This is a genomic window from Virgibacillus sp. Bac330, assembly GCF_003667845.1.
GTDB classification, from domain to species: domain Bacteria; phylum Bacillota; class Bacilli; order Bacillales; family Amphibacillaceae; genus Virgibacillus; species Virgibacillus chiguensis.
Genome location: NZ_CP033048.1, coordinates 488,464 through 506,192 on the forward strand (window position 1 = coordinate 488,464; position 17,729 = coordinate 506,192).

Annotated in this window: 18 protein-coding genes; 12 read left to right on the forward strand and 6 right to left on the reverse strand. The window is 35.2% G+C overall.

Translation table 11 applies throughout. The features are described 5' to 3' along the window. Positions 1 to 14 precede the first annotated feature (14 nt). The 3 genes from D9780_RS02165 (at position 15) to D9780_RS02175 (ending at position 3,119) form a co-directional block, all read left to right on the forward strand. Positions 15 to 1,010, forward strand: coding sequence for a thymidylate synthase (locus tag D9780_RS02165; protein ID WP_121639123.1), 996 nt, complete (start codon positions 15 to 17; stop codon positions 1,008 to 1,010). 24 nt (positions 1,011 to 1,034) lie between these two features. Then, positions 1,035 to 1,799 carry a class I SAM-dependent methyltransferase gene (locus tag D9780_RS02170; RefSeq protein ID WP_121639124.1) on the forward strand — a complete coding sequence of 255 codons (765 nt, stop codon included), beginning with the start codon at positions 1,035 to 1,037 and terminating at the stop codon, positions 1,797 to 1,799. A 75-nt stretch (positions 1,800 to 1,874) separates the two neighbouring features. After that, entirely contained in the window at positions 1,875 to 3,119 is a 1,245-nt protein-coding gene (locus D9780_RS02175; RefSeq protein WP_121639125.1) for an HAD-IIA family hydrolase, read from the forward strand. A 313-nt stretch (positions 3,120 to 3,432) separates the two neighbouring features. On the opposite strand, the gene D9780_RS02180 is transcribed toward D9780_RS02175, so the two are convergent. From D9780_RS02180 to D9780_RS02190, 3 genes are read right to left on the reverse strand one after another with little or no spacing between them, the layout of a single operon-like run. Continuing rightward, positions 3,433 to 4,440, reverse strand: coding sequence for a proline dehydrogenase family protein (locus D9780_RS02180; protein WP_121639126.1), 1,008 nt, complete (start codon positions 4,438 to 4,440; stop codon positions 3,433 to 3,435). Between the two features lie 23 nt (positions 4,441 to 4,463). After that, on the reverse strand, positions 4,464 to 5,819 hold the full coding sequence (brnQ, locus tag D9780_RS02185) for a branched-chain amino acid transport system II carrier protein (protein WP_121639127.1): 1,356 nt from the start codon (positions 5,817 to 5,819) through the stop codon (positions 4,464 to 4,466). 21 nt (positions 5,820 to 5,840) lie between these two features. Beyond that, a complete protein-coding gene (locus D9780_RS02190) occupies positions 5,841 to 6,821 on the reverse strand; it encodes a proline racemase family protein (RefSeq protein ID WP_121639128.1) in 981 nt (326 codons plus the stop codon). A 358-nt stretch (positions 6,822 to 7,179) separates the two neighbouring features. Here D9780_RS02190 and D9780_RS02195 point away from each other — a divergent pair, with 358 nt between their 5' ends. The 3 genes from D9780_RS02195 (at position 7,180) to panC (ending at position 10,462) form a co-directional block, all read left to right on the forward strand. After that, the gene (locus tag D9780_RS02195) at positions 7,180 to 8,550 is read left to right on the forward strand and encodes a sigma-54 interaction domain-containing protein (protein ID WP_121639129.1); all 1,371 of its coding nucleotides are present in this window, start codon (positions 7,180 to 7,182) and stop codon (positions 8,548 to 8,550) included. Positions 8,551 to 8,772: 222 nt separating this feature from the next. After that, positions 8,773 to 9,609: a 3-methyl-2-oxobutanoate hydroxymethyltransferase gene (gene panB, locus D9780_RS02200; protein WP_121639130.1), complete on the forward strand. Its 837-nt coding sequence runs from the start codon at positions 8,773 to 8,775 to the stop codon at positions 9,607 to 9,609. Position 9,610: 1 nt separating this feature from the next. Beyond that, complete coding sequence (gene panC / locus D9780_RS02205) at positions 9,611 to 10,462, forward strand: pantoate--beta-alanine ligase (RefSeq protein ID WP_121639131.1); 852 nt, start codon at positions 9,611 to 9,613, stop codon at positions 10,460 to 10,462. 608 nt (positions 10,463 to 11,070) lie between these two features. On the opposite strand, the gene D9780_RS02210 is transcribed toward panC, so the two are convergent. The 3 genes from D9780_RS02210 to D9780_RS02220 form a co-directional block, all read right to left on the reverse strand. Next, entirely contained in the window at positions 11,071 to 12,393 is a 1,323-nt protein-coding gene (locus D9780_RS02210) for a TcaA 3rd/4th domain-containing protein (protein WP_121639132.1), read from the reverse strand. Positions 12,394 to 13,301: 908 nt separating this feature from the next. Next, positions 13,302 to 13,559 carry a hypothetical protein gene (locus D9780_RS02215; protein ID WP_073006651.1) on the reverse strand — a complete coding sequence of 86 codons (258 nt, stop codon included), beginning with the start codon at positions 13,557 to 13,559 and terminating at the stop codon, positions 13,302 to 13,304. 168 nt (positions 13,560 to 13,727) lie between these two features. Then, complete coding sequence (locus D9780_RS02220) at positions 13,728 to 14,105, reverse strand: helix-turn-helix domain-containing protein (RefSeq protein ID WP_116279259.1); 378 nt, start codon at positions 14,103 to 14,105, stop codon at positions 13,728 to 13,730. Positions 14,106 to 14,834: 729 nt separating this feature from the next. Here D9780_RS02220 and D9780_RS02225 point away from each other — a divergent pair. From D9780_RS02225 to D9780_RS02250, 6 genes are read left to right on the forward strand one after another with little or no spacing between them, the layout of a single operon-like run. Further along, complete coding sequence (locus D9780_RS02225) at positions 14,835 to 15,542, forward strand: DUF4176 domain-containing protein (protein ID WP_162985764.1); 708 nt, start codon at positions 14,835 to 14,837, stop codon at positions 15,540 to 15,542. Then, positions 15,542 to 15,766: a hypothetical protein gene (locus D9780_RS02230; protein ID WP_073006657.1), complete on the forward strand. Its 225-nt coding sequence runs from the start codon at positions 15,542 to 15,544 to the stop codon at positions 15,764 to 15,766. Before D9780_RS02225 ends, D9780_RS02230 begins: the two co-directional genes overlap by 1 nt. Positions 15,767 to 15,789: 23 nt before the next feature. Continuing rightward, positions 15,790 to 16,101, forward strand: coding sequence for a hypothetical protein (locus D9780_RS02235; RefSeq protein ID WP_116279261.1), 312 nt, complete (start codon positions 15,790 to 15,792; stop codon positions 16,099 to 16,101). Continuing rightward, the gene (locus D9780_RS02240; protein WP_121639134.1) at positions 16,098 to 16,595 is read left to right on the forward strand and encodes a hypothetical protein; all 498 of its coding nucleotides are present in this window, start codon (positions 16,098 to 16,100) and stop codon (positions 16,593 to 16,595) included. The genes D9780_RS02235 and D9780_RS02240 overlap by 4 nt, the downstream gene beginning before the upstream one ends. A 43-nt stretch (positions 16,596 to 16,638) precedes the next feature. After that, positions 16,639 to 17,106, forward strand: a complete 468-nt coding sequence (locus D9780_RS02245; RefSeq protein ID WP_121639135.1) for a hypothetical protein — start codon at positions 16,639 to 16,641, stop codon at positions 17,104 to 17,106. Between the two features lie 3 nt (positions 17,107 to 17,109). Continuing rightward, positions 17,110 to 17,493, forward strand: coding sequence for an immunity 22 family protein (locus D9780_RS02250; RefSeq protein WP_121639136.1), 384 nt, complete (start codon positions 17,110 to 17,112; stop codon positions 17,491 to 17,493). The last annotated feature ends 236 nt before the right edge of the window (positions 17,494 to 17,729 follow it).

Below are 17,729 nucleotides of genomic sequence, written 5' to 3' on the forward strand. Positions count from 1 at the left end.
GGAGGATGACATACATGCGATTTAACAACTTCCATGAGGCGTATATTGAAACGCTTGACACGGTATATAATGAGCCACAGTTTTATAATGCGCCGCGTGGAAATAAAAGCCGTGAGAAACTAAGTTATCACTTGACTATTGAAAATCCGATAGAAAGAATCTGCTACTTGTCTAGCAGAAAAACAAATATAGTATTTAATTTTGCTGAAGCTTTATGGTACGCATCAGGTGATAATAGCTTGGCGTTTATCGGTTATTATAATAAGAAAATGCGTGCGTATTCTATGAATGGAAAATCATTGACAGGAACAGCATATGGTCCAAAAATTTTTGAGTTTGGCAATGCGAAAATAAATCAATGGAACCAAATTAAAGATTTATTAATGAATAACGACCCTGATTCCAAACGAGCATTTATTCAGATATTTGATGCAACAGAACTAGTAATAGCCAATAATTTGGACATCTCTTGTACTTTAGGATTGCAGTTTTTCGTAAGAGAGGGCAAATTGTATATGGCTTCGTTTATGCGCGCAAATGATGCATTTCGCGGCATGGTTAGTGATGTTTTTTCCTTTACTTGGATGCAAGAATTAATGGCAAGAGAACTTGATTTAGAAATAGGAGAATTCTTTCATCATGTTGGATCTATTCATATTTATCAGCCAGATGATCATTGGACGGAGAGGGTGCTTGCTGAAGCGAGTTCTGTATCCAAGCATAAAAAGGCGATGTTTGAATTTCCGCGTATGCCAAGCGGTAATAACTGGCCTTTCATAGAAATGGTGTTAAAATATGAAGCCTCGTTAAGAAATGACCAAATAAGCATGACTGCCATTGAAATTGAACAGCTTGATTTACCAGAATATTGGAAGCAAGTTGTGTTACTTTTTAGTTTGTATCAATATATAGCTTATCAAAGGCCAATGGATGATTCCCTTTATCATCAGTTGTGGCCAGTATACCAGCATTTAGTAGTTAACAAATGGCCTATACTACAAAGCAAGTAAATTAAATAGATAGCGAGGTAGCGTATGAAAACGTCATTTAAGAAAAGTGATATCGCGAATAAGTTTGAAGCTTATAATGACATATTGGAACAAATATTAGGTTTTCGGTTTGTTTTTGAAATATTACAATTAAATCCCAAGGTAGCAAGTGTACTTGATTATGGTTGCGGTCCGGGAAAGGTGTCGTATCGATTAGCGGAAAAAATGGGAGTAAATGTTTACGCTGTAGATGAGTCCAAAGAGATGATGAACATTGCATCGGAAAAACGGAACCATCCAAATATAAAATATCATTTAATAAATAATGATCATCTTTCTTTTCTGCAAGATAATTCAGTAGATGCAGCTATGGCATGTTATGTATTTATTAATACGGAGAAAAAAGAACAAATTTTAACAATTATGAAGGAGGTTTATCGCGTTTTAACTCCTCAAGCTCCTTTTGTTATCTTAGATACGAACCCGGATTCTACGGGGGTTGAGTTTTCTACGTTTCAAAATGGAAGGAAGGGAAAAACATATAGGAGCGGTGAAGCGCGGCAAGAATGGTTACATTTAGAGCAGCAAGATGATCTGGTATTGCATGATTTTCACTGGCCGAAGTCTGTCTATGAGGAGCTTTTAACAGAAGCCGGTTTTCAAGAAATAGAAGTTATAGAGCCAACGTTAAAAGATATTCCTGAAGCAGAATTAAAAATGATCCAAGAAAAGCATCCTTTTTACCATTTTAAACAAGAATGGGAATATCCTCCGTTTGTTATATATAAATCGATGAAACCAGCGAAATAGTAGTGAAATTATGTCGCTTTTCTATTAGAATGGGTAATAACTAAGTTCTATTACCGATTCTAAGGAGAGGAAATAATGGCGATAGTTGATGAGTTTAATAGATTTTTGTTTGATTTGGATGGGGTTGTTTATATTGGGGATGAACCTCTTTACGGGGCAGTGGAATCACTTCACCGACTTCGGCAAGCGAATAAGGAGATTCGGTTTTTAACGAATGATCCATGTACAACAAGAGAAAAAACGGTGGAGAAATTATCGCGTCTTGGCATAGAAGTAACTAAAGAGGAAGTGATTACCTCCTCTTGGTTAACCGCACAATATTTACAAAGGGAAAGCATTCATACTGCATTTATTTTAGGCGATGAACATTTAAAATGGGAATGCAAGCAAGTTGGCATGGATACAGAAGCAGAAACAGATGTAGACGCTGTCGTTGTCGGATGGAGCAATGACCTCTCTTTTTATGATCTTCAACATGCTGCAGCATGTATTCATCAAGGAGCAAAATTTGTGGCAACGAACCCAGATAAAACATTCCCTACACCAAATGGACCTTTGCCAGCCGTTGGAGCAATTGTAGAAGCGCTTTATGCATCAACAGATCAAAGACCAGTTATTGTCGGGAAACCTTACCCGTATATGTTTGAAAAAGCGCTTGAGAATGTGGATGCTACTGCAAAAGCAGTGATGATTGGTGATAACCCATCTACAGATATATTGGGTGCACATCAAGCCGGAATACCAGCTGTTTTAGTATCTGAAAAGCAGGTGAAGGCATTTCCATCAGCAAGGGATTTTCGTAATCCAGATGTTACGGTACCGAACTTAAAAGCGCTTTTTGACCAAAGCTTCGTCATGAAAAACTGGACGCAGCCAGCTTTTGCATGGCCTGAAGCAATTAAAGCAGGCGTAGCAGGAATCATATTTGATCGTGATCAGCGTGTGTTATTAATGAAACGAGCAGATAATGGATTATGGGGGATACCGTCTGGACATGTTGAGCCGGGAGAAACAGTGGAGGAAGCGATTATTAGAGAGATTCGTGAAGAAACAGGCTTGGATGTCAAAGTAAACCGATTAATAGGCGTTTATTCTGATCCAGAGTCGCAAGTTTTTTCTTATCCGAATGGAAACGTAAGTCATTTCGTAACCAATTGTTTTGCATGTGAAGTAATTGGGGGAAATGTCGTTGGGAAAAATGATGAAACATTAGATGTGCGTTACTTTGATATAAACCAGCTACCAGATGACCTCCTTCGTATGCATCCAAAGTGGCTCAAAGATGCGATCGTAAAGCAAAATGTTTCTTATATTCGATAGTTTTAGCTCATCAAAAGCGCGTTTTCTAAACCATCTTTTCCAAAAGAGAAACAGAATGTCGTTATGGAAAGAATCAACAGACGAAGTGCCCCTTTTTAGGAGAGATGCTTCGTCTGTTTTGTGGAACGAAGTAATAATATTCGTTGTAAGAGTCTTGAAGCAATTTTGCATAGTGCTTGTTAGAAAATCTATTTTATAGAAGAGTAATATACGAAAATGACAGTAGGGGCAAAATGATGACGTCATTCAGTGGGAGATAGAATTAATTTCCTGCTGAATGACGTTTTACTTTATTACATAATCATTTTGTTGTTTATGATTTTCTCCTTCTTGCCTTTATACAGCAAATCGTCGCAAAGCATACAATGAAAAGACTTGTAATCACGGGCCTTTTTTTTAATCGGTTATTATCTGTGTAAAAGGCATCTTTTATAACCAAATTCAAGTTTTGCGGACGTTCTGCTAGGCGGCGCATAAAATACCCAAACCAGTCATCACCAAATGGAATGTAAGTACAAAAATGATAGCCTTCTTTAGCGAGTTTAGACTGTAAATCGTTTCGAAATCCATAAAGCATTTGAAACTCAAAACGGTCTTGATCCAAATTATTCTCTTTAACAAAATTTTTTAATTCATCAATAATGTGATGATCATGTGTAGCGAATGAGGTAAACGCCCCATCTAAAAGTCTTTTTTTGCAAAGTCGCAAAAAGTTATCGTCTATTTCTTGTTGGTTTTGAAAAGCTACTTTTGCATCCTCCTTGTAAGCGCCTTTTACCAAACGTATACGTACATCTTTAAGGTCTATTAAATCATCTTCTGACCGATATAAATAAGCTTGGATAACCGTACCTACATTTGTATAATTTTTACGTAGATATTTCAGAATCGTTAATGTCTGATCATAATGGGCGTAATCTTCCATATCAATATTGACAAAAATGTTATATTTTTTTGCGAGATCAAGAATTTCTATCATATTTGAAATACAGTAGTCTTGGTCAATATCTAACCCAAGTTGTGTTAATTTAACGGATAAATGGCAATCCATGTTTTCTTGTTCAATGGCTTCCAGCAATGATAAAATTTTCTCCTTTGCTTTGTTAGCTTCTGTCTTATCTAATACAAATTCCCCTAAATTATCTAGTGTACAACTTATTCCAGTTGTATTCAGCTGTTTAACCGCTTTTGAAACATTTTGTATAGTAGTTCCGGCTATAAATTTATCTGCTCCAAGGAAAAAGCCCCACTTTTTCGCTTGCTTATTTAAGAATACGTTATTAGAGAGATGGATGAAAAAATTTCGCACCATGTTTACCATGTTTAAACCCCTTTACAATAAAATTAGATAGCTTTTCCCTTGAGATTATATTTACGTTTGTCTGTTCGGCTATATATAGAAAATAGATAACCAACGACTCCTCCAATAAATGCTGGTAGTATCCAGCCTCCTCCGTTTGAAAATAAAGGAAGGAATGAAAAAAAATCATTTAAAATATGTTCCGTGACAAGTCCCGTTTGTTTAATGGCATCCATGATAGCAATGCTACCTGCGCCTATCATTGAACCAATATATACAGGTTGATATCCTTTAAACCAGTTATTCATTAGCGCTAATACAATAAGTGTTATGGCCATAGGGTATAGAAAGAATAGTACAGGCGTTGCCATGTTTAAGATTTGGTTTAATCCAAAATTTGTAACTATTAAACCCAAGCAAGCATGCATGCATATCCAATTCTTATAACGGATCTTTGGGCATACGCGTTCAAAAAATTCAGCAGCGGCCGATAAGCATGCGATATTTGTCGTTAACCCAGTCAGAATAACGATTGTCCCAATCATCAATAGACCAGTGTTACCAAGTAAGTATCGGGAAGCTTCAGCAAGAACGACTCCACCATTATCTAAGATTCCAATTGCTTCAATACTTGTCGCTCCAAGCCATGCAAGTGAAATATGTAAAAGGGATAAGCCAACAACAGTAATGAAACCAGACTTAATAAAGATACGCGCAGTTTGTTTTGGATTTAATACACCTAAACCCTTTAGCGTTTTCATGAAAACGCCTCCAAAAACAAACGCTGCTAGCACGTCCATTGTAAGATAACCTTCTGTAAATCCTTTAAGAAATGCACCCTCTATATAGACCTGTTGTGGTTGTTGTATTACTCCCATTGGTGTAATAATCGATTTTATTACAATAATAAGAAGTAGAATGGAGAATATAGGAGTAATGACTTTTCCTAGTCGGTCAACAAACTTATTAGGATTAAGAGAGAGAATAGCTGTTATTGTTATAAATAGAAACGAAAAACCAAATAAAATAACGTTTGCTTCCATATTAACCATTGATAAATTAGGACGTATAGAAATCTCGTATACTACGGATGTGGTACGCGGTATAACATAAAATGGTCCCAAGGTTAAAAATAATAAAATACAAAAGTAGAAGCTGAACCTCGGGTGGACTCGTTCGGCTAGAGTTTCCACTCTCCCACCAGCCATTGCTAGCGCAATAATCGCTAAGAGAACAAGTCCTACTCCTGTTATTAAAAATCCAAACATGGGAACCCATGCATTACTGCCAGCTTGTTGCCCAACTATAGGGGAAAAAATAATATTTCCCGCACCAAGAAACATTGCAAACAGCATAAAGCTAACTGCTAATAATTGAAGCGCTGTCAATTTTGTGTTCATATTAAACTCCTTTTTGTATAACTATACCGAAAATCCGTGCTTAAAGGGGTCATCTTGGTCAATTACAAATTGATGGAATCCTGTTATCCATGCAGAACCAGATACCTGTGGAATAATAGCATTAAAATGACCGACTTTTGTTTGTTTTATAACGCTCGCAGTAAAGGAAGTACCAATTATACTTTCGTGTTTCATTTGCCCGCCAACTGGGAAATCAAGTAAAGCAAGTTTTGCCGAGGTGCCAGTTCCGCAAGGTGAACGGTCGATTTGACCATTTCCGAATACAACGACATTGCGATAATAATTGTCCTCAACTTTTTCACTGAATTCTACTAAATCTACTGTATTTATATGCGGATAATCTGGGTGTGAAATCGTTATCTGTTTATTAACCGCATCTTTTATTTTCATCCCTAAATCAATAAATTTTTCTGCATTATTTAGTGATATGTTTAAAGAAATTTGGGTAGTATCTAATATGGCAAAAAAATTACCACCGTAGGAAATATCCAGCTTCAATTCTAGGTTTTCCTCTATTTTCACAGTAAGGTTTCGTTTGTACACAAAAGCAGGGGCGTTTTGAAATGAGACTCGTTTTACTTTTTCGTTTTCAAATGTTACATGGCATGAAATAATACCAGCAGGTGTATCAAGAAGAACTTTTTCTTTTCTTTCAATCATACCAAGTGAAATTCCCGCAGTAACTACAGCGATAGTACCGTGACCACACATATTCAAGTAGCCTTTCGTATTAGCAAAAACAACACCGAGATCACAATTCTTATTACAGGGTTCGGTAATAAATGCGCCAAACATATTGGAGTGTCCTCTTGGCTCATTCATTAAAACTGCTCTTAAATGGTCAAATTTCTCTTCTAGCTCTTGTTTCTTCTCCCACATCGTATTTGTTTCTAAATTAGGTATCCCTTTTAAAATAATTCTAGTAGGCTCACCCACTGTATGTGTATCGACTGCTTGTATGAGGCTTGAGATATTAATCAACAGGTCATCTTCCTTTCCAATAATATAAAGCTTTCGACGTTTATATAGCAAAAGATATGCCAATTTTTATGGGTGCCACTAGTCTAACCCAGCTTTAAACGGCTTGATTTCATAATCATGAAATCTGAGTAATAAACTGCTTCCGTAATTGGGAGATAGGTACTGAACAAGAGGTGAGAGAGGCAAGAAGTTTTTAGAACATGCTAGTGACCTAAAAAATAGAGGGGATAAATAAAAGTTAACTATTTGATATACACCTTGATAAGGTGTTGCATTTTGTTTTGTGTATACTTTATTTACAAAAATGTAAGAAAAGTATACAATTGTTTACAGTTATCTGATAAAGGGGTAGGGTGAAATGAATAAGAATTACATATTAAATACAATTCTTGCAACAGAAGATGATGCTATAGTAGTTATTGCACCTGATTGTAAAGTTTTATTTTGGAATGATGCTGCAGTTCAAACGTATACGATTCACCAAGATGAAATCATTGGCAAGCCAATAACAGATTTTTTTAAAGACGAAGATTTATTGCTTTTATATGTTTTAAAAACGAAACAACCTGTTAAAAATGCATATCATCGTCCTAGAGAGGATAAGCATGTTGTAATAAATTCCGCTCCGATTTACAACGATAACAACGAATTGATTGGTGTAGTGTCCATTGATCGTGATGTTTCTAACATTGTAAGATTAAATGAAAATTTGTTATCAACTTCTACAGAGTTAAATGAACTTAAGAGAAAAATATATATGAATAAAGAAGAAACCCCTTTTTCAAAAATGAAAGGGAGAAGTCCAGCTTTACAAAAAACCATACGTATTGCTAGAAAAGTCGCTAGTACAGATGCCACAACGCTTATCCTTGGGGAAAGTGGAACAGGAAAAGAAATATGTGCGCAAGCTATTCACGATGCAAGCGCTCGAAGGGACGGACCTTTTATACCTGTAAATTGTGGGGCTATTCCAGAAGCGCTGTTTGAAAGTGAGTTATTTGGATATGAAAGAGGGACATTCACAGGGGCGGAAAAACAAGGGAGAGCAGGAAAAATAGAAATGGCTGATGGAGGTACTTTATTTCTGGATGAAATTGGTGAGCTTCCTAAAAAAATGCAAGTGAAGCTTCTTCGAGTATTGCAAGAAAACCGGGTTTTTAGAATTGGTGATTCAAAGGGAAGAAGGTTAAATGTGCGGTTCATTGCAGCAACAAATCAAGATCTTGAGAAACTTATGAATGAAAATAAGTTCCGTTCGGATCTATATTATCGACTCGATGTTATTCAAGTGAAAATGCCATCATTGAGAGAGAGAACGGAGGATATCCCAGAGCTTGCTAAATATTTTTTGAAACAATTTGCAGCCCAATACCAAATGCCTGTCCCTTTATTGAAAGAAGAAGTTATAACGCAACTTGTAGCTTACAAATGGCCAGGAAATATACGAGAACTTCGTAATCTTATGGAGAGAATTACGGTATTGGCTGAAAATGGATATATCAACTGGGAAGAGCTGACGCAACATTTTAATTTGCTGAGAAAAAAAGTGGAACAGAAAAGAATAACTGATATGTCTTTATTGCAGGAAAAGGAAGAACTAGAAAAAGAAAGAATTATACAGTTGCTAGAAAAATATAATGGCAATAAATCAGTTGCTGCTAAAAAACTAGGTATTTCACGTGTGACTTTATATAAAAAGATACAGCAATTTAAAATTAATACTTGTTAAGGGCAGTACGGTCTCTTTTGATACGTATATTTTGGAAAGGTAGGAAGGCCATTGAAGTTCTTGTTTAACTTGCTTGATAAGCAAGTTATTATTTTTTATCTGCTGGAAAGTATAGAATCTTTAGATTATAGTATATGAAAGACCACAGTACCCTTATAAATTCAGATGAAAAACAAGTTTTCGACCAATACACACAAAATGATTAGGGAAGGAGAAATGAAAATGAAGTCTACCATGGAATTTTTGAAAATGAAACAAGTTGGAGAAAAAATAGCAATGGTAACTGCTTATGATTACCCACAAGCAAAGCTAGCAGAAAAAGCAGGTATCGATATGATTTTGGTTGGTGATTCATTAGGAATGGTCGTGCTTGGTTATGATTCGACTGTACCTGTTACGACAAGTGATATGATTCATCATACAAAGGCGGTTAAGCGGGGAGCGCAAGACACGTTTATTGTAACGGACTTGCCTTTTATGTCTTATCATATTAGTAAAGAGGAAGCGCTTCGAACAGCTGGGAAAATGATGCAAGAAGGTGGTGCTCATGCAGTCAAATTAGAAGGAGGGGGAGAAGTAATAGACATTATTCAAGCGTTAACGAAGGCAGGGGTTCCAGTAATGGGGCATCTTGGATTAACACCGCAGTCCGCCGGAGTACTAGGAGGATACAAAGTACAAGCAAAGACTGCTGAACAAGCGACAGAATTAATGAAAGATGCGCAGCAATGTGAAGCAGCAGGTGCATTTGCTCTTGTATTAGAGTGCATTCCGCACGAGCTTGCGCAAAAAGTTACTTCTCAATTACGTATACCTGTAATTGGAATCGGAGCTGGTTCGAAAACAGATGGACAAGTGCTTGTTTTTCATGATGTGGTAACATTTGGTGTCGACCGTGTACCGAAATTTGTGAAAAGTTTTGCAGATGTAAATCGTGAAGTATTGCATGGATTAAATGATTATGTACGAGAGGTAAAGGCAGGTCACTTTCCTAAAGGAAGTAAGCATACATTTAGCATGGAACAGGAAGAATTAACTTCCTTAAAGAGGGGGGAATAACGTGAGAATCATCACTCTAAAACAAGAAATGTATTTGTGGGCAAAACAAATAAAAACAGCTGGTCATTCCATTGGTTTTGTTCCGACTATGGGGTTTTTGCATGAGGGGCATTTAGCATTAGTGGAAGAAGCAAAACGAGATAATGATTACGTTATTATGAGTATTTTTGTTAATCCGCTGCAATTTGGACAAGGTGAGGACTATACTACATATCCTCGAGATGAAAAGCGGGATAAGAAACTAGCTGAAGAAGCTGGTGTGGATATATTATTTATGCCTAGTGTTGATGACATGTACAAGCATAAGAAGTCTATAAAGTTGATGGTGACAGAAAAGACAGATAAGTTGTGTGGGGCAACACGTCCAGGACATTTTGATGGCGTGGTTACTGTACTAACAAAACTGTTTCACCTTACGATGCCTAACCGCGCTTATTTTGGATTAAAGGATGTGCAGCAGTTTGCAATTGTAACTGCTTTGGTCGAGGAATTTGATTTTCCTGTAGAAATTGTTCCAGTGGATACAGTGCGTGAACCTTCTGGACTAGCAATAAGCTCAAGAAATATCAAGCTGACAAGAGAGGATAAAGAAAAAGCGCCTGCTTTATTTAATAGTTTGCTATTAGGGAAAAAGCTAATTATCGAAGGAGAGACAGACGCAAACGTTATTATCAAAACAGTTCGTCATTATTTAAATCAGCAGTTAGGTGAAAATGTAGAAGTTGATTATGTGGAAATGCTGACTTTTCCTTATTTAGAAGATATATCTGAAGTAAATGAAAAGGTGGTTATTGCGGTTGCAGTGCGATTTTTAACGGCAAGACTAATTGATAATATTATAGTTGACCGTTAATAATGGGGTATTGGTTATCTTTGTAGAATGGTTACATATCTTGAATATCGTTAAAATTAAATTTTAAAATTTGGCTTCTTCACAAAGTACTCTAAATGTATGAAGATGATGTAGTTTTTGAGTGGACATAGAAAAAGCTGGTGGTAGCTTAACACTAGCTCCCACCAACTAATTATTTAATTGAAAGTTATGAACAAAGGCTCGGGGCACTCGTTTAGCAACGTAGCGACTGGAATGAAACAACGAAAGTTTTTGAAAGCATGCTTCTGCAACAGGAGTATGGCAGCGCCATCCGGCAAGCCCGTCTTTATTCGGCCTTCCTATTGAGGAACGATCCGATGATGACTTAGCGTAGGGCAATTTCTTGAACTTGCCTAGTTGATAGAAGCTGAAGCCGGACGTGACTATTTCGTTTTCTTATCTTTAAAAAAATAGAAGTGGAGACTGAGCAAAGTTTAAGAAAATCCTCTTTTAAAACATAGATCTATTGTTGCGTAAACATTATTGTAATTCGGTTGGTCTTATGAAGAATATTGACTTAAATCTATATGTGCTTGTTTATTTAAAATGACGTTATGAAGTAAATAGTAAGAACAGCATACTTTTAATTAGAACTCGGTTTCAACTACTTCTTTGCTTTTCATATAGTCATCATCGCTAGTAGCATAATGAGTTTCTTCATTATCAACAATCCATTTTTCTTCATCACTGATGTACTCTAATTTAATCTCTAAATTCTCATATTCTTCTGTTGTTTCTTCGTCTTTGTTAAAAAAGTATCTTTCTACATAAGTTCTATGTAATTCAATAGGAATCGTTACATAATGTCTTCCGCCTTCTCCTTCTTCATAGAAAGCTTTTGAATAGTCAATCCTTGTACCCAAAACTTTTCCAGCATAAGTTCTTTCATTCTCTTTTGCCTGTGTAATTTCTTTAGAAATTGACTTTTTAAATGAATTAGATAGATTTTTTAAATGTTTATCATCTAAGTTAACCAATGCTGTCATTTTATCTTTATGATAATTATTTATTAGTTTTGTTACTTTTTTTTGTTCTTGTTTATCCAGCAATATTTTGGGAGTTAAGTCGTAGCTATTAGTATCTGCTGTTATTTTAACTTCCTCACCCTCTATTTTTCCCCAAGGCATTTTTGCTACTCCTTGTAAAGAAGTTCCTTTTGCTACCGGTCCAAAATTATGGTCTGGTAAGGAAGAACCGAATAGGCTTTCATTATTCATTTCTCCGCCTTCTAAACTTGAAATATTTACGTTAGCATCTTTCCCATTAATAAATAGCTTCGTGTTTGGTATATTAGATGCAATACCAACATAATTTCCTTCTAAACCTAATTCAACAGTTTGATTAAAATCACTGAACCCTGATACATCAAAGTCACCTTTATTTTTTACATTTGAATAAGGATACTTTGCTGTTGCTTCGAAACTATATTTCCCTGGACCAAAGAGTCCTAATTTTGGTTTATCGTTTTTATTTAATTTTATTTTTTTATCACCGTCAATTTTGACAGATAATTTTTCTACACCGTCTATAAGTTCTTGTCCGATTGCTACATCATATTTTCTTATCTTTAATTGCTTATCTTTATTAAAGTAAAGCATTCCTTCTTCGTTAATTAGAGCATTATTTTCTTTCAAAGCCATTGCTTGTTGTTGAAGTAATTCTAATTGAAAGGTATAATCTTCCCGATTATCGTGAAAGTCCTCAATAATACTTTGTGCTTGTTTTTCTGTCCAATAAACATCTTCATCTTTATCTACTAATTTATAAAAAGTAGCGTAATCACGATCTTCGACTGCCTGTTTGAAATTTTCTAGTGTTTTTTCTGGTGACTGCGTACATCCTGATAATAATAACATTGAAATAAATAAGAATAATGCAAAAGACGACCTCTTTATTACATGTTGCTTCATACTTAAAATCTCCTTACGTAATAGTTTAATGTTTTTAGTACATTTGAATTAGTTCGAAAGACCCTATTTTCATATAATCTTAAGTTAACCAAATGTTAAGATGGTTGTCAAGTTGATTTTTGTAAGTATTTTCCTTGATATATAGTAGGCTACCATTTTAATTATGAGAACAATAAAAAATATATAAGAGAGCAGCTTTTAAATAAAATGGCTGGAGAGATTTACGGCAAACGTAAAGTAGATGTAAAGCTAGTTTTCGTATTTTTGAAGGTTAATTTCGTAGTTTTTTCGTACGAGGCCAAGACGAAGGAGAAAATGAGTTGGGATTTGTGTTCTTAGCAATAAACTGGAGAAAGTACACCGCCATGAACGGAGGACAAATAATAAAAAGTAATAATTCCTACGTATGGAAATAATACTTCTGTTCAAGATGTGAATTATAAGGAATTGAAAGGGGTATTGTTAGGAGAGAACCAAGTGTTGGAATGGGATGATGGGATCAAAGATGACCCAGTTGCACGAATGAAATCAACGTTTGGAAAAGGGGCGGAGTGAGCCTAATTTGTAAATACAACTGTTAAATACACAAAATCAAAAGATCTGTATGCCTGGTTATACGTCTTTCTTAATGGCAGGGAGAAGCATGAGTAACTTCAAAAAGAATAATTAGCCTGAATTTTTTGATGTAATCTTTGAAGCAACAAATAGTATCACGGGTGGCAAGAGGTTGTTAAGTTAATATTTGCATTACTCAAATTAAACAAAGGGAAATCTATCGTTCCCCCTTTGTTGAGCATAAAAATTCTATATTCGCTCTAACCAAAAAATTAGTCTTCTCGACAAGAAACTTTATATGTTTAGCGAAAAAAAGACGAAGAATGAAGGCATCATTAATAATATGCCTTCATTTATAAATCTTCATCAAAAATTTCAGGTTCAGAAGTGATTATAATCGTTTTTGTATCGATTTTTATTTTAAAAGCTACTTCCCAAGTAATATGTTTGATATCGACTTCTATGTTATCAATTGTGAAATGTAGAGCTATAGAATTATCTGGATCAACTACGATATAATTATTGCTGTCATTTGAGTATAACTGGTAATCTGGATGTGCTACAAGAGTCCAGTTTTTTACTAGTTTATGTTCTACTGTTTCTATGATCATCACCTCCTTTGAATGAGTATCCTCATGTTATTCCATTTATTAACAAAAAGCAATTAAAAATAGATGCAAACCCCGAAGTTTTTAAGTGCACTTCAGATTCCACCAACATGATTATGTGGGCTAGTAGGAAAGACCTTCATAAACTTATCGTATGTATTTCCTTATTTTTTACAACTCCTCATTAATAAATCGCCAAAATTTCACTAGTTTTTCCACGTTTTCAGTAGGATTATCGCTCAATTGTTTTAGTAATTCTTTTTCTTTCATTTCTTTTACGATTTGCAATTCCAATTCAGTTAATGTGAAGTCATCTTCTATAGTAAAATTCACGGGATGTTTAGGTTGATCAATTAAACCCAATAAATAATCGGTAGATACGTCAAACAGCTTTGCTAGTGTTCTCATTGTTTCAATGGAAGGCTCATTCTTTCCTTGTTCGTAATAGCCGTACGCACTTGTAGTTATATTTAGTTTTTCAGCTATATCTTTTTGACCGTATCCGTTTTCTACTCGTACATCTGTTAATCGTTCACTAAAGCTGTACATTGCCAGCCCCCTTTAAAGGTGTTTTAACAGAATTATACAATTATATAGGGATTGTTTTTATATTTCCAATTAATAATTGGTGAAGTATATATTCTACAAGGAAGAATTGTTAGTTGAGAAGATTATTGAAGAAGCAAATAGATGTTCAAGTAAGTTTATCTTTGTGCAAACGTTTATAAAAAGGGCTTTTATTCAATGAAAACAACAGTATAGTTTTTAATTACAATAATACGTTGTGAAAAATAAAACATATGGTAAAAATACTAGGCGAAAAGTCCATGAATAATTAGGAAAAAAGCCTTGTTGTGAATGGATAATTTTAGCATTATGATATTGATATAGCATAAAATGGCTGAATAATGCAGTTTTATAAACATGTAACCGCTTGGATAGTAGTTGTCATTAATTATAAAAACATTTGCAGGTGTGTTTTTACACTATTAGGATAGTTCTTTCTATGCAAAGATGACGTATATAAAGCAAATTAAAACAGAAGAAGATGACCATTCCATTTGGACTGGGGGACGGACCCCATGTTGGGCGCGCCTTTACTAGACTGAGAGATACTGTTTTTAACAGGCAATTATGTTTACTTTTTTACACTATAAAAAAGTAAAAAAATTAGTGTTTATAGTAAACAAGGACAGTGTTTCATAAGACTTTGCGATAAGCCAACATCGGGGAGCAAGGTATTTCTTCTGCCATTAACGAAAGGAGATGTTGATAGTTATGACGGAAAGGATGCAAAAACAATTAACCACACTTGTTTTAAAGAAAGTAAATCAAATATTGGAAACATCGCGCGCCGGTTTGGATTTGGACCTAAAACAAAACGTTCGGGAATTTTTTCAATTATGTTTACGTGAGGAGAAAGTGTTATACAATTTATTTTTAGCTGTTAAGAAAAAGGACTCTAACATAGATGTAGTGTGGAGCCATGGCATCATTTCATGTAAGCAAGTAGAAAGTTACTGCACAGTTATGTTTATAGATAAGCAGTTTACTTTGCATCATGATAAGTTATATCAACTTTTAACAAATGCAATAGAAATAATGAGGGAAGTACTGCCACTTGGAACGGTTGTGGAGCTCGATTCTACCTATTTTAAACTGGACAAAAATACGACATCTCCTTCCAAAGTAGTAATTACGGAGCGGTTTGTAAGTCCAAAAAATTACCAAAGTTATTTTCCCTATGTTGGAATTTTATATCCAGTTGGTGAGATCAAAGCGGGTGCGAAAATCAATTTTACCGCACCACTGATAAAAAGAATCATTCACCGTGGGTATCAGGATGAGATGGAAGAAGCGTTTGTATTTTTAATGAAACAAGAATTTATTGTTGAAAAAGGCATGAACTCCATTGAGTTTTCCAATCATGATATGGCTCAGTTAGAGCAGGAGATGGATTTGAAACAAAAAGTAGGTGATGTGTGATGGCATTATATGATCGCGATTTTTGCCATGGCTTGTTGTACGCGGGATGGGATGCAGGGATTATTAACAATTTGCAAGATGCACGAAAGGAAATTAAACAAAACTTTGCTGATATGGATTTAGAAAATGCATCTGTAGAGGAGCATATGGAAGCGATTGTGAACGAGATGGTGCATGAACTTCAACAATTAATTTCGGAAATCGAATCTATTCATTTTCGCTAGTTTTGGATGAAGGGAGGGGTTTTGTGGTATCTGGACAACAAATTAAAGTGAACTTTATAGCACTGCAAAAAATTATTGATGAGTTACGAGTAGCGATTGATGATTTTGAAGGGTATACAACAGACTTTCGCTCTAATACGAGGGACAGGCTTAAAACCTTTAATTCGGATTTTATCTCCAAAGTGGATGGTTTATTAGATAACATGAATAACGATGTCAATCAAGACTTGGTCAAACAGATGGAAGAAATTCATCAAGCAGGTGTAGCTCTACTTAAAGGCATGAAAGAAGTTGACGAGGAGCTTGGAGCAGCCATTGGCGATGAAGGTTCGTGAAACGTGACTTACAAAATAATTATGGGGTTTTAGATGATATTATAGGTGAACTTCGGGCATATAAGCGTGCTTTAGAAAAAATGGACGATTCACTTAATAAAGTGAGTACCTTTGTGCAAACAAATGAGGGAAAAAGTGTTGAAGCATGGGATCAGAACATTAGCAGCTCGAAAGAAAAAATTGCTAATTATGAAACACAGATCAATGACCTTTTATCCCTATTTGAAAATTATGTAACAGACACGACGAGATATATCTCACCGATTTCAAGAAATACGATGATGTGTGTGGATCGTAATGATATTTGGGCGAATTTAAAACAAATAGAGGGAGGTATAACGAATAATGTGTTTAAGGCATTAAACAAAAGCTATCAGCAACCTGCTTCTTTTTTCGGTATGTTTGATGACCCAACGGATACGGAAAAAGAAGCGAGTGAGATCAACCGACGCCATATGGAGCGTATCCAAACGAGCATTAACTTTTATACTTAGAGATAAAGAATTTGAGAGTCACGTCAATTCCCAGTTGGTTAATATGAATAGTGGTGAAGGGAAAAGGGTAGAGGTTAAGGGTACTGGTAAAAATGTAAAAATTCCTTCAGTTAGAAATAATGAATTTAATAAATGGTTTGATAACTTATCTGTTGATGAATTCGAGGAAATGTGGAGTGTCCCTCAATTGAGAAGTAAAATAGAAGATAGGATTAGGCGGCCTGGAGGTTACCATGAGTGGCATCTAGTTGCAAGAACACCTAAGTTTAAGCAATGGGGTGTAACTATGGATGATATAAAAGAAATGAGGTCTCTAACTAAAGATGTTGAATTTATAAATCCTTCTGGCCGTCATGGAAGGAGAGGATCTACAAAGGCTCATAATGAAATATTAAAAATAATTGATACTGCTCCTGATTATGATATTTTTGTTAAAGGACTAAATGAGTGGGCTGCCAACAGAATGAAGAATGGTGTTATGGATTTACCAGAAGGCTTAAGGAGGCAATAAGTTATGAAAAATGATGTTTCTTTGTGGTTAGGAAACTTTCAAAACTTTGATGATCTAGAAAAGTATACTGAAGTAAAATATGATGAAGATGGAGATAGTATTCCTTCAACTTTTGAAAAGGAATTTAAATTAGGCTATTATGATAGAGATTTAATAGAGAAGGATTGCATACAAGATGCTGAAGATGATATAGAAAAACTTCTAATGGATTTTTCATATGATGATCAGCTGATAAAACAGTTTACAAATGTTAGATTAAGTTCTAAGTATAATACCATTATTTTAATTTACAACTACAATTATGTTAACGATGGTAGAGCTATAAATTCAGTAAGTAATAATGAATACGAACTTGATTTTATAGGTACAGCTGAATATGTAGACTGATTATTACACCTTCTTGGTATTATAAGGCACCTGGTTGTTAAAACAACGGGTGCTTTTTTGTAGACTTTCGTCTAGGATAGCAGGTTTAAGTAAGTAAGAGTATTTAACTTACAAATGCGTGGTCTAACTCCACCGTCTTTAGACGGTATTCGCTTTTAGCCTTATCCTTTTTGTCCATACGAAGTGAAGAGGTGAAAGTATGGAAGGATATAGAAAAAATAGTCGTGCTGTGTAAC

What these genes read in the sequence shown, in the direction of transcription:
- D9780_RS02210 (WP_121639132.1), bottom strand. Translation starts at nt 12,393, where the DNA reads ATGAAGCAACATGTAATAAAGAGGTCGTCTTTTGCATTATTCTTATTT.
- D9780_RS02250 (WP_121639136.1), top strand. Translation starts at nt 17,110, where the DNA reads ATGAAAAATGATGTTTCTTTGTGGTTAGGAAACTTTCAAAACTTTGAT.
- D9780_RS02245 (WP_121639135.1), top strand. Translation starts at nt 16,639, where the DNA reads ATGAATAGTGGTGAAGGGAAAAGGGTAGAGGTTAAGGGTACTGGTAAA.
- D9780_RS02165 (WP_121639123.1), top strand. Translation starts at nt 15, where the DNA reads ATGCGATTTAACAACTTCCATGAGGCGTATATTGAAACGCTTGACACG.
- D9780_RS02220 (WP_116279259.1), bottom strand. Translation starts at nt 14,105, where the DNA reads ATGTACAGCTTTAGTGAACGATTAACAGATGTACGAGTAGAAAACGGA.
- brnQ (WP_121639127.1), bottom strand. Translation starts at nt 5,819, where the DNA reads ATGAACACAAAATTGACAGCGCTTCAATTATTAGCAGTTAGCTTTATG.
- D9780_RS02175 (WP_121639125.1), top strand. Translation starts at nt 1,875, where the DNA reads ATGGCGATAGTTGATGAGTTTAATAGATTTTTGTTTGATTTGGATGGG.
- D9780_RS02170 (WP_121639124.1), top strand. Translation starts at nt 1,035, where the DNA reads ATGAAAACGTCATTTAAGAAAAGTGATATCGCGAATAAGTTTGAAGCT.
- D9780_RS02180 (WP_121639126.1), bottom strand. Translation starts at nt 4,440, where the DNA reads ATGGTAAACATGGTGCGAAATTTTTTCATCCATCTCTCTAATAACGTA.
- panB (WP_121639130.1), top strand. Translation starts at nt 8,773, where the DNA reads ATGAAGTCTACCATGGAATTTTTGAAAATGAAACAAGTTGGAGAAAAA.
- D9780_RS02225 (WP_162985764.1), top strand. Translation starts at nt 14,835, where the DNA reads ATGACGGAAAGGATGCAAAAACAATTAACCACACTTGTTTTAAAGAAA.
- D9780_RS02195 (WP_121639129.1), top strand. Translation starts at nt 7,180, where the DNA reads ATGAATAAGAATTACATATTAAATACAATTCTTGCAACAGAAGATGAT.
- D9780_RS02215 (WP_073006651.1), bottom strand. Translation starts at nt 13,559, where the DNA reads ATGATCATAGAAACAGTAGAACATAAACTAGTAAAAAACTGGACTCTT.
- D9780_RS02230 (WP_073006657.1), top strand. Translation starts at nt 15,542, where the DNA reads ATGGCATTATATGATCGCGATTTTTGCCATGGCTTGTTGTACGCGGGA.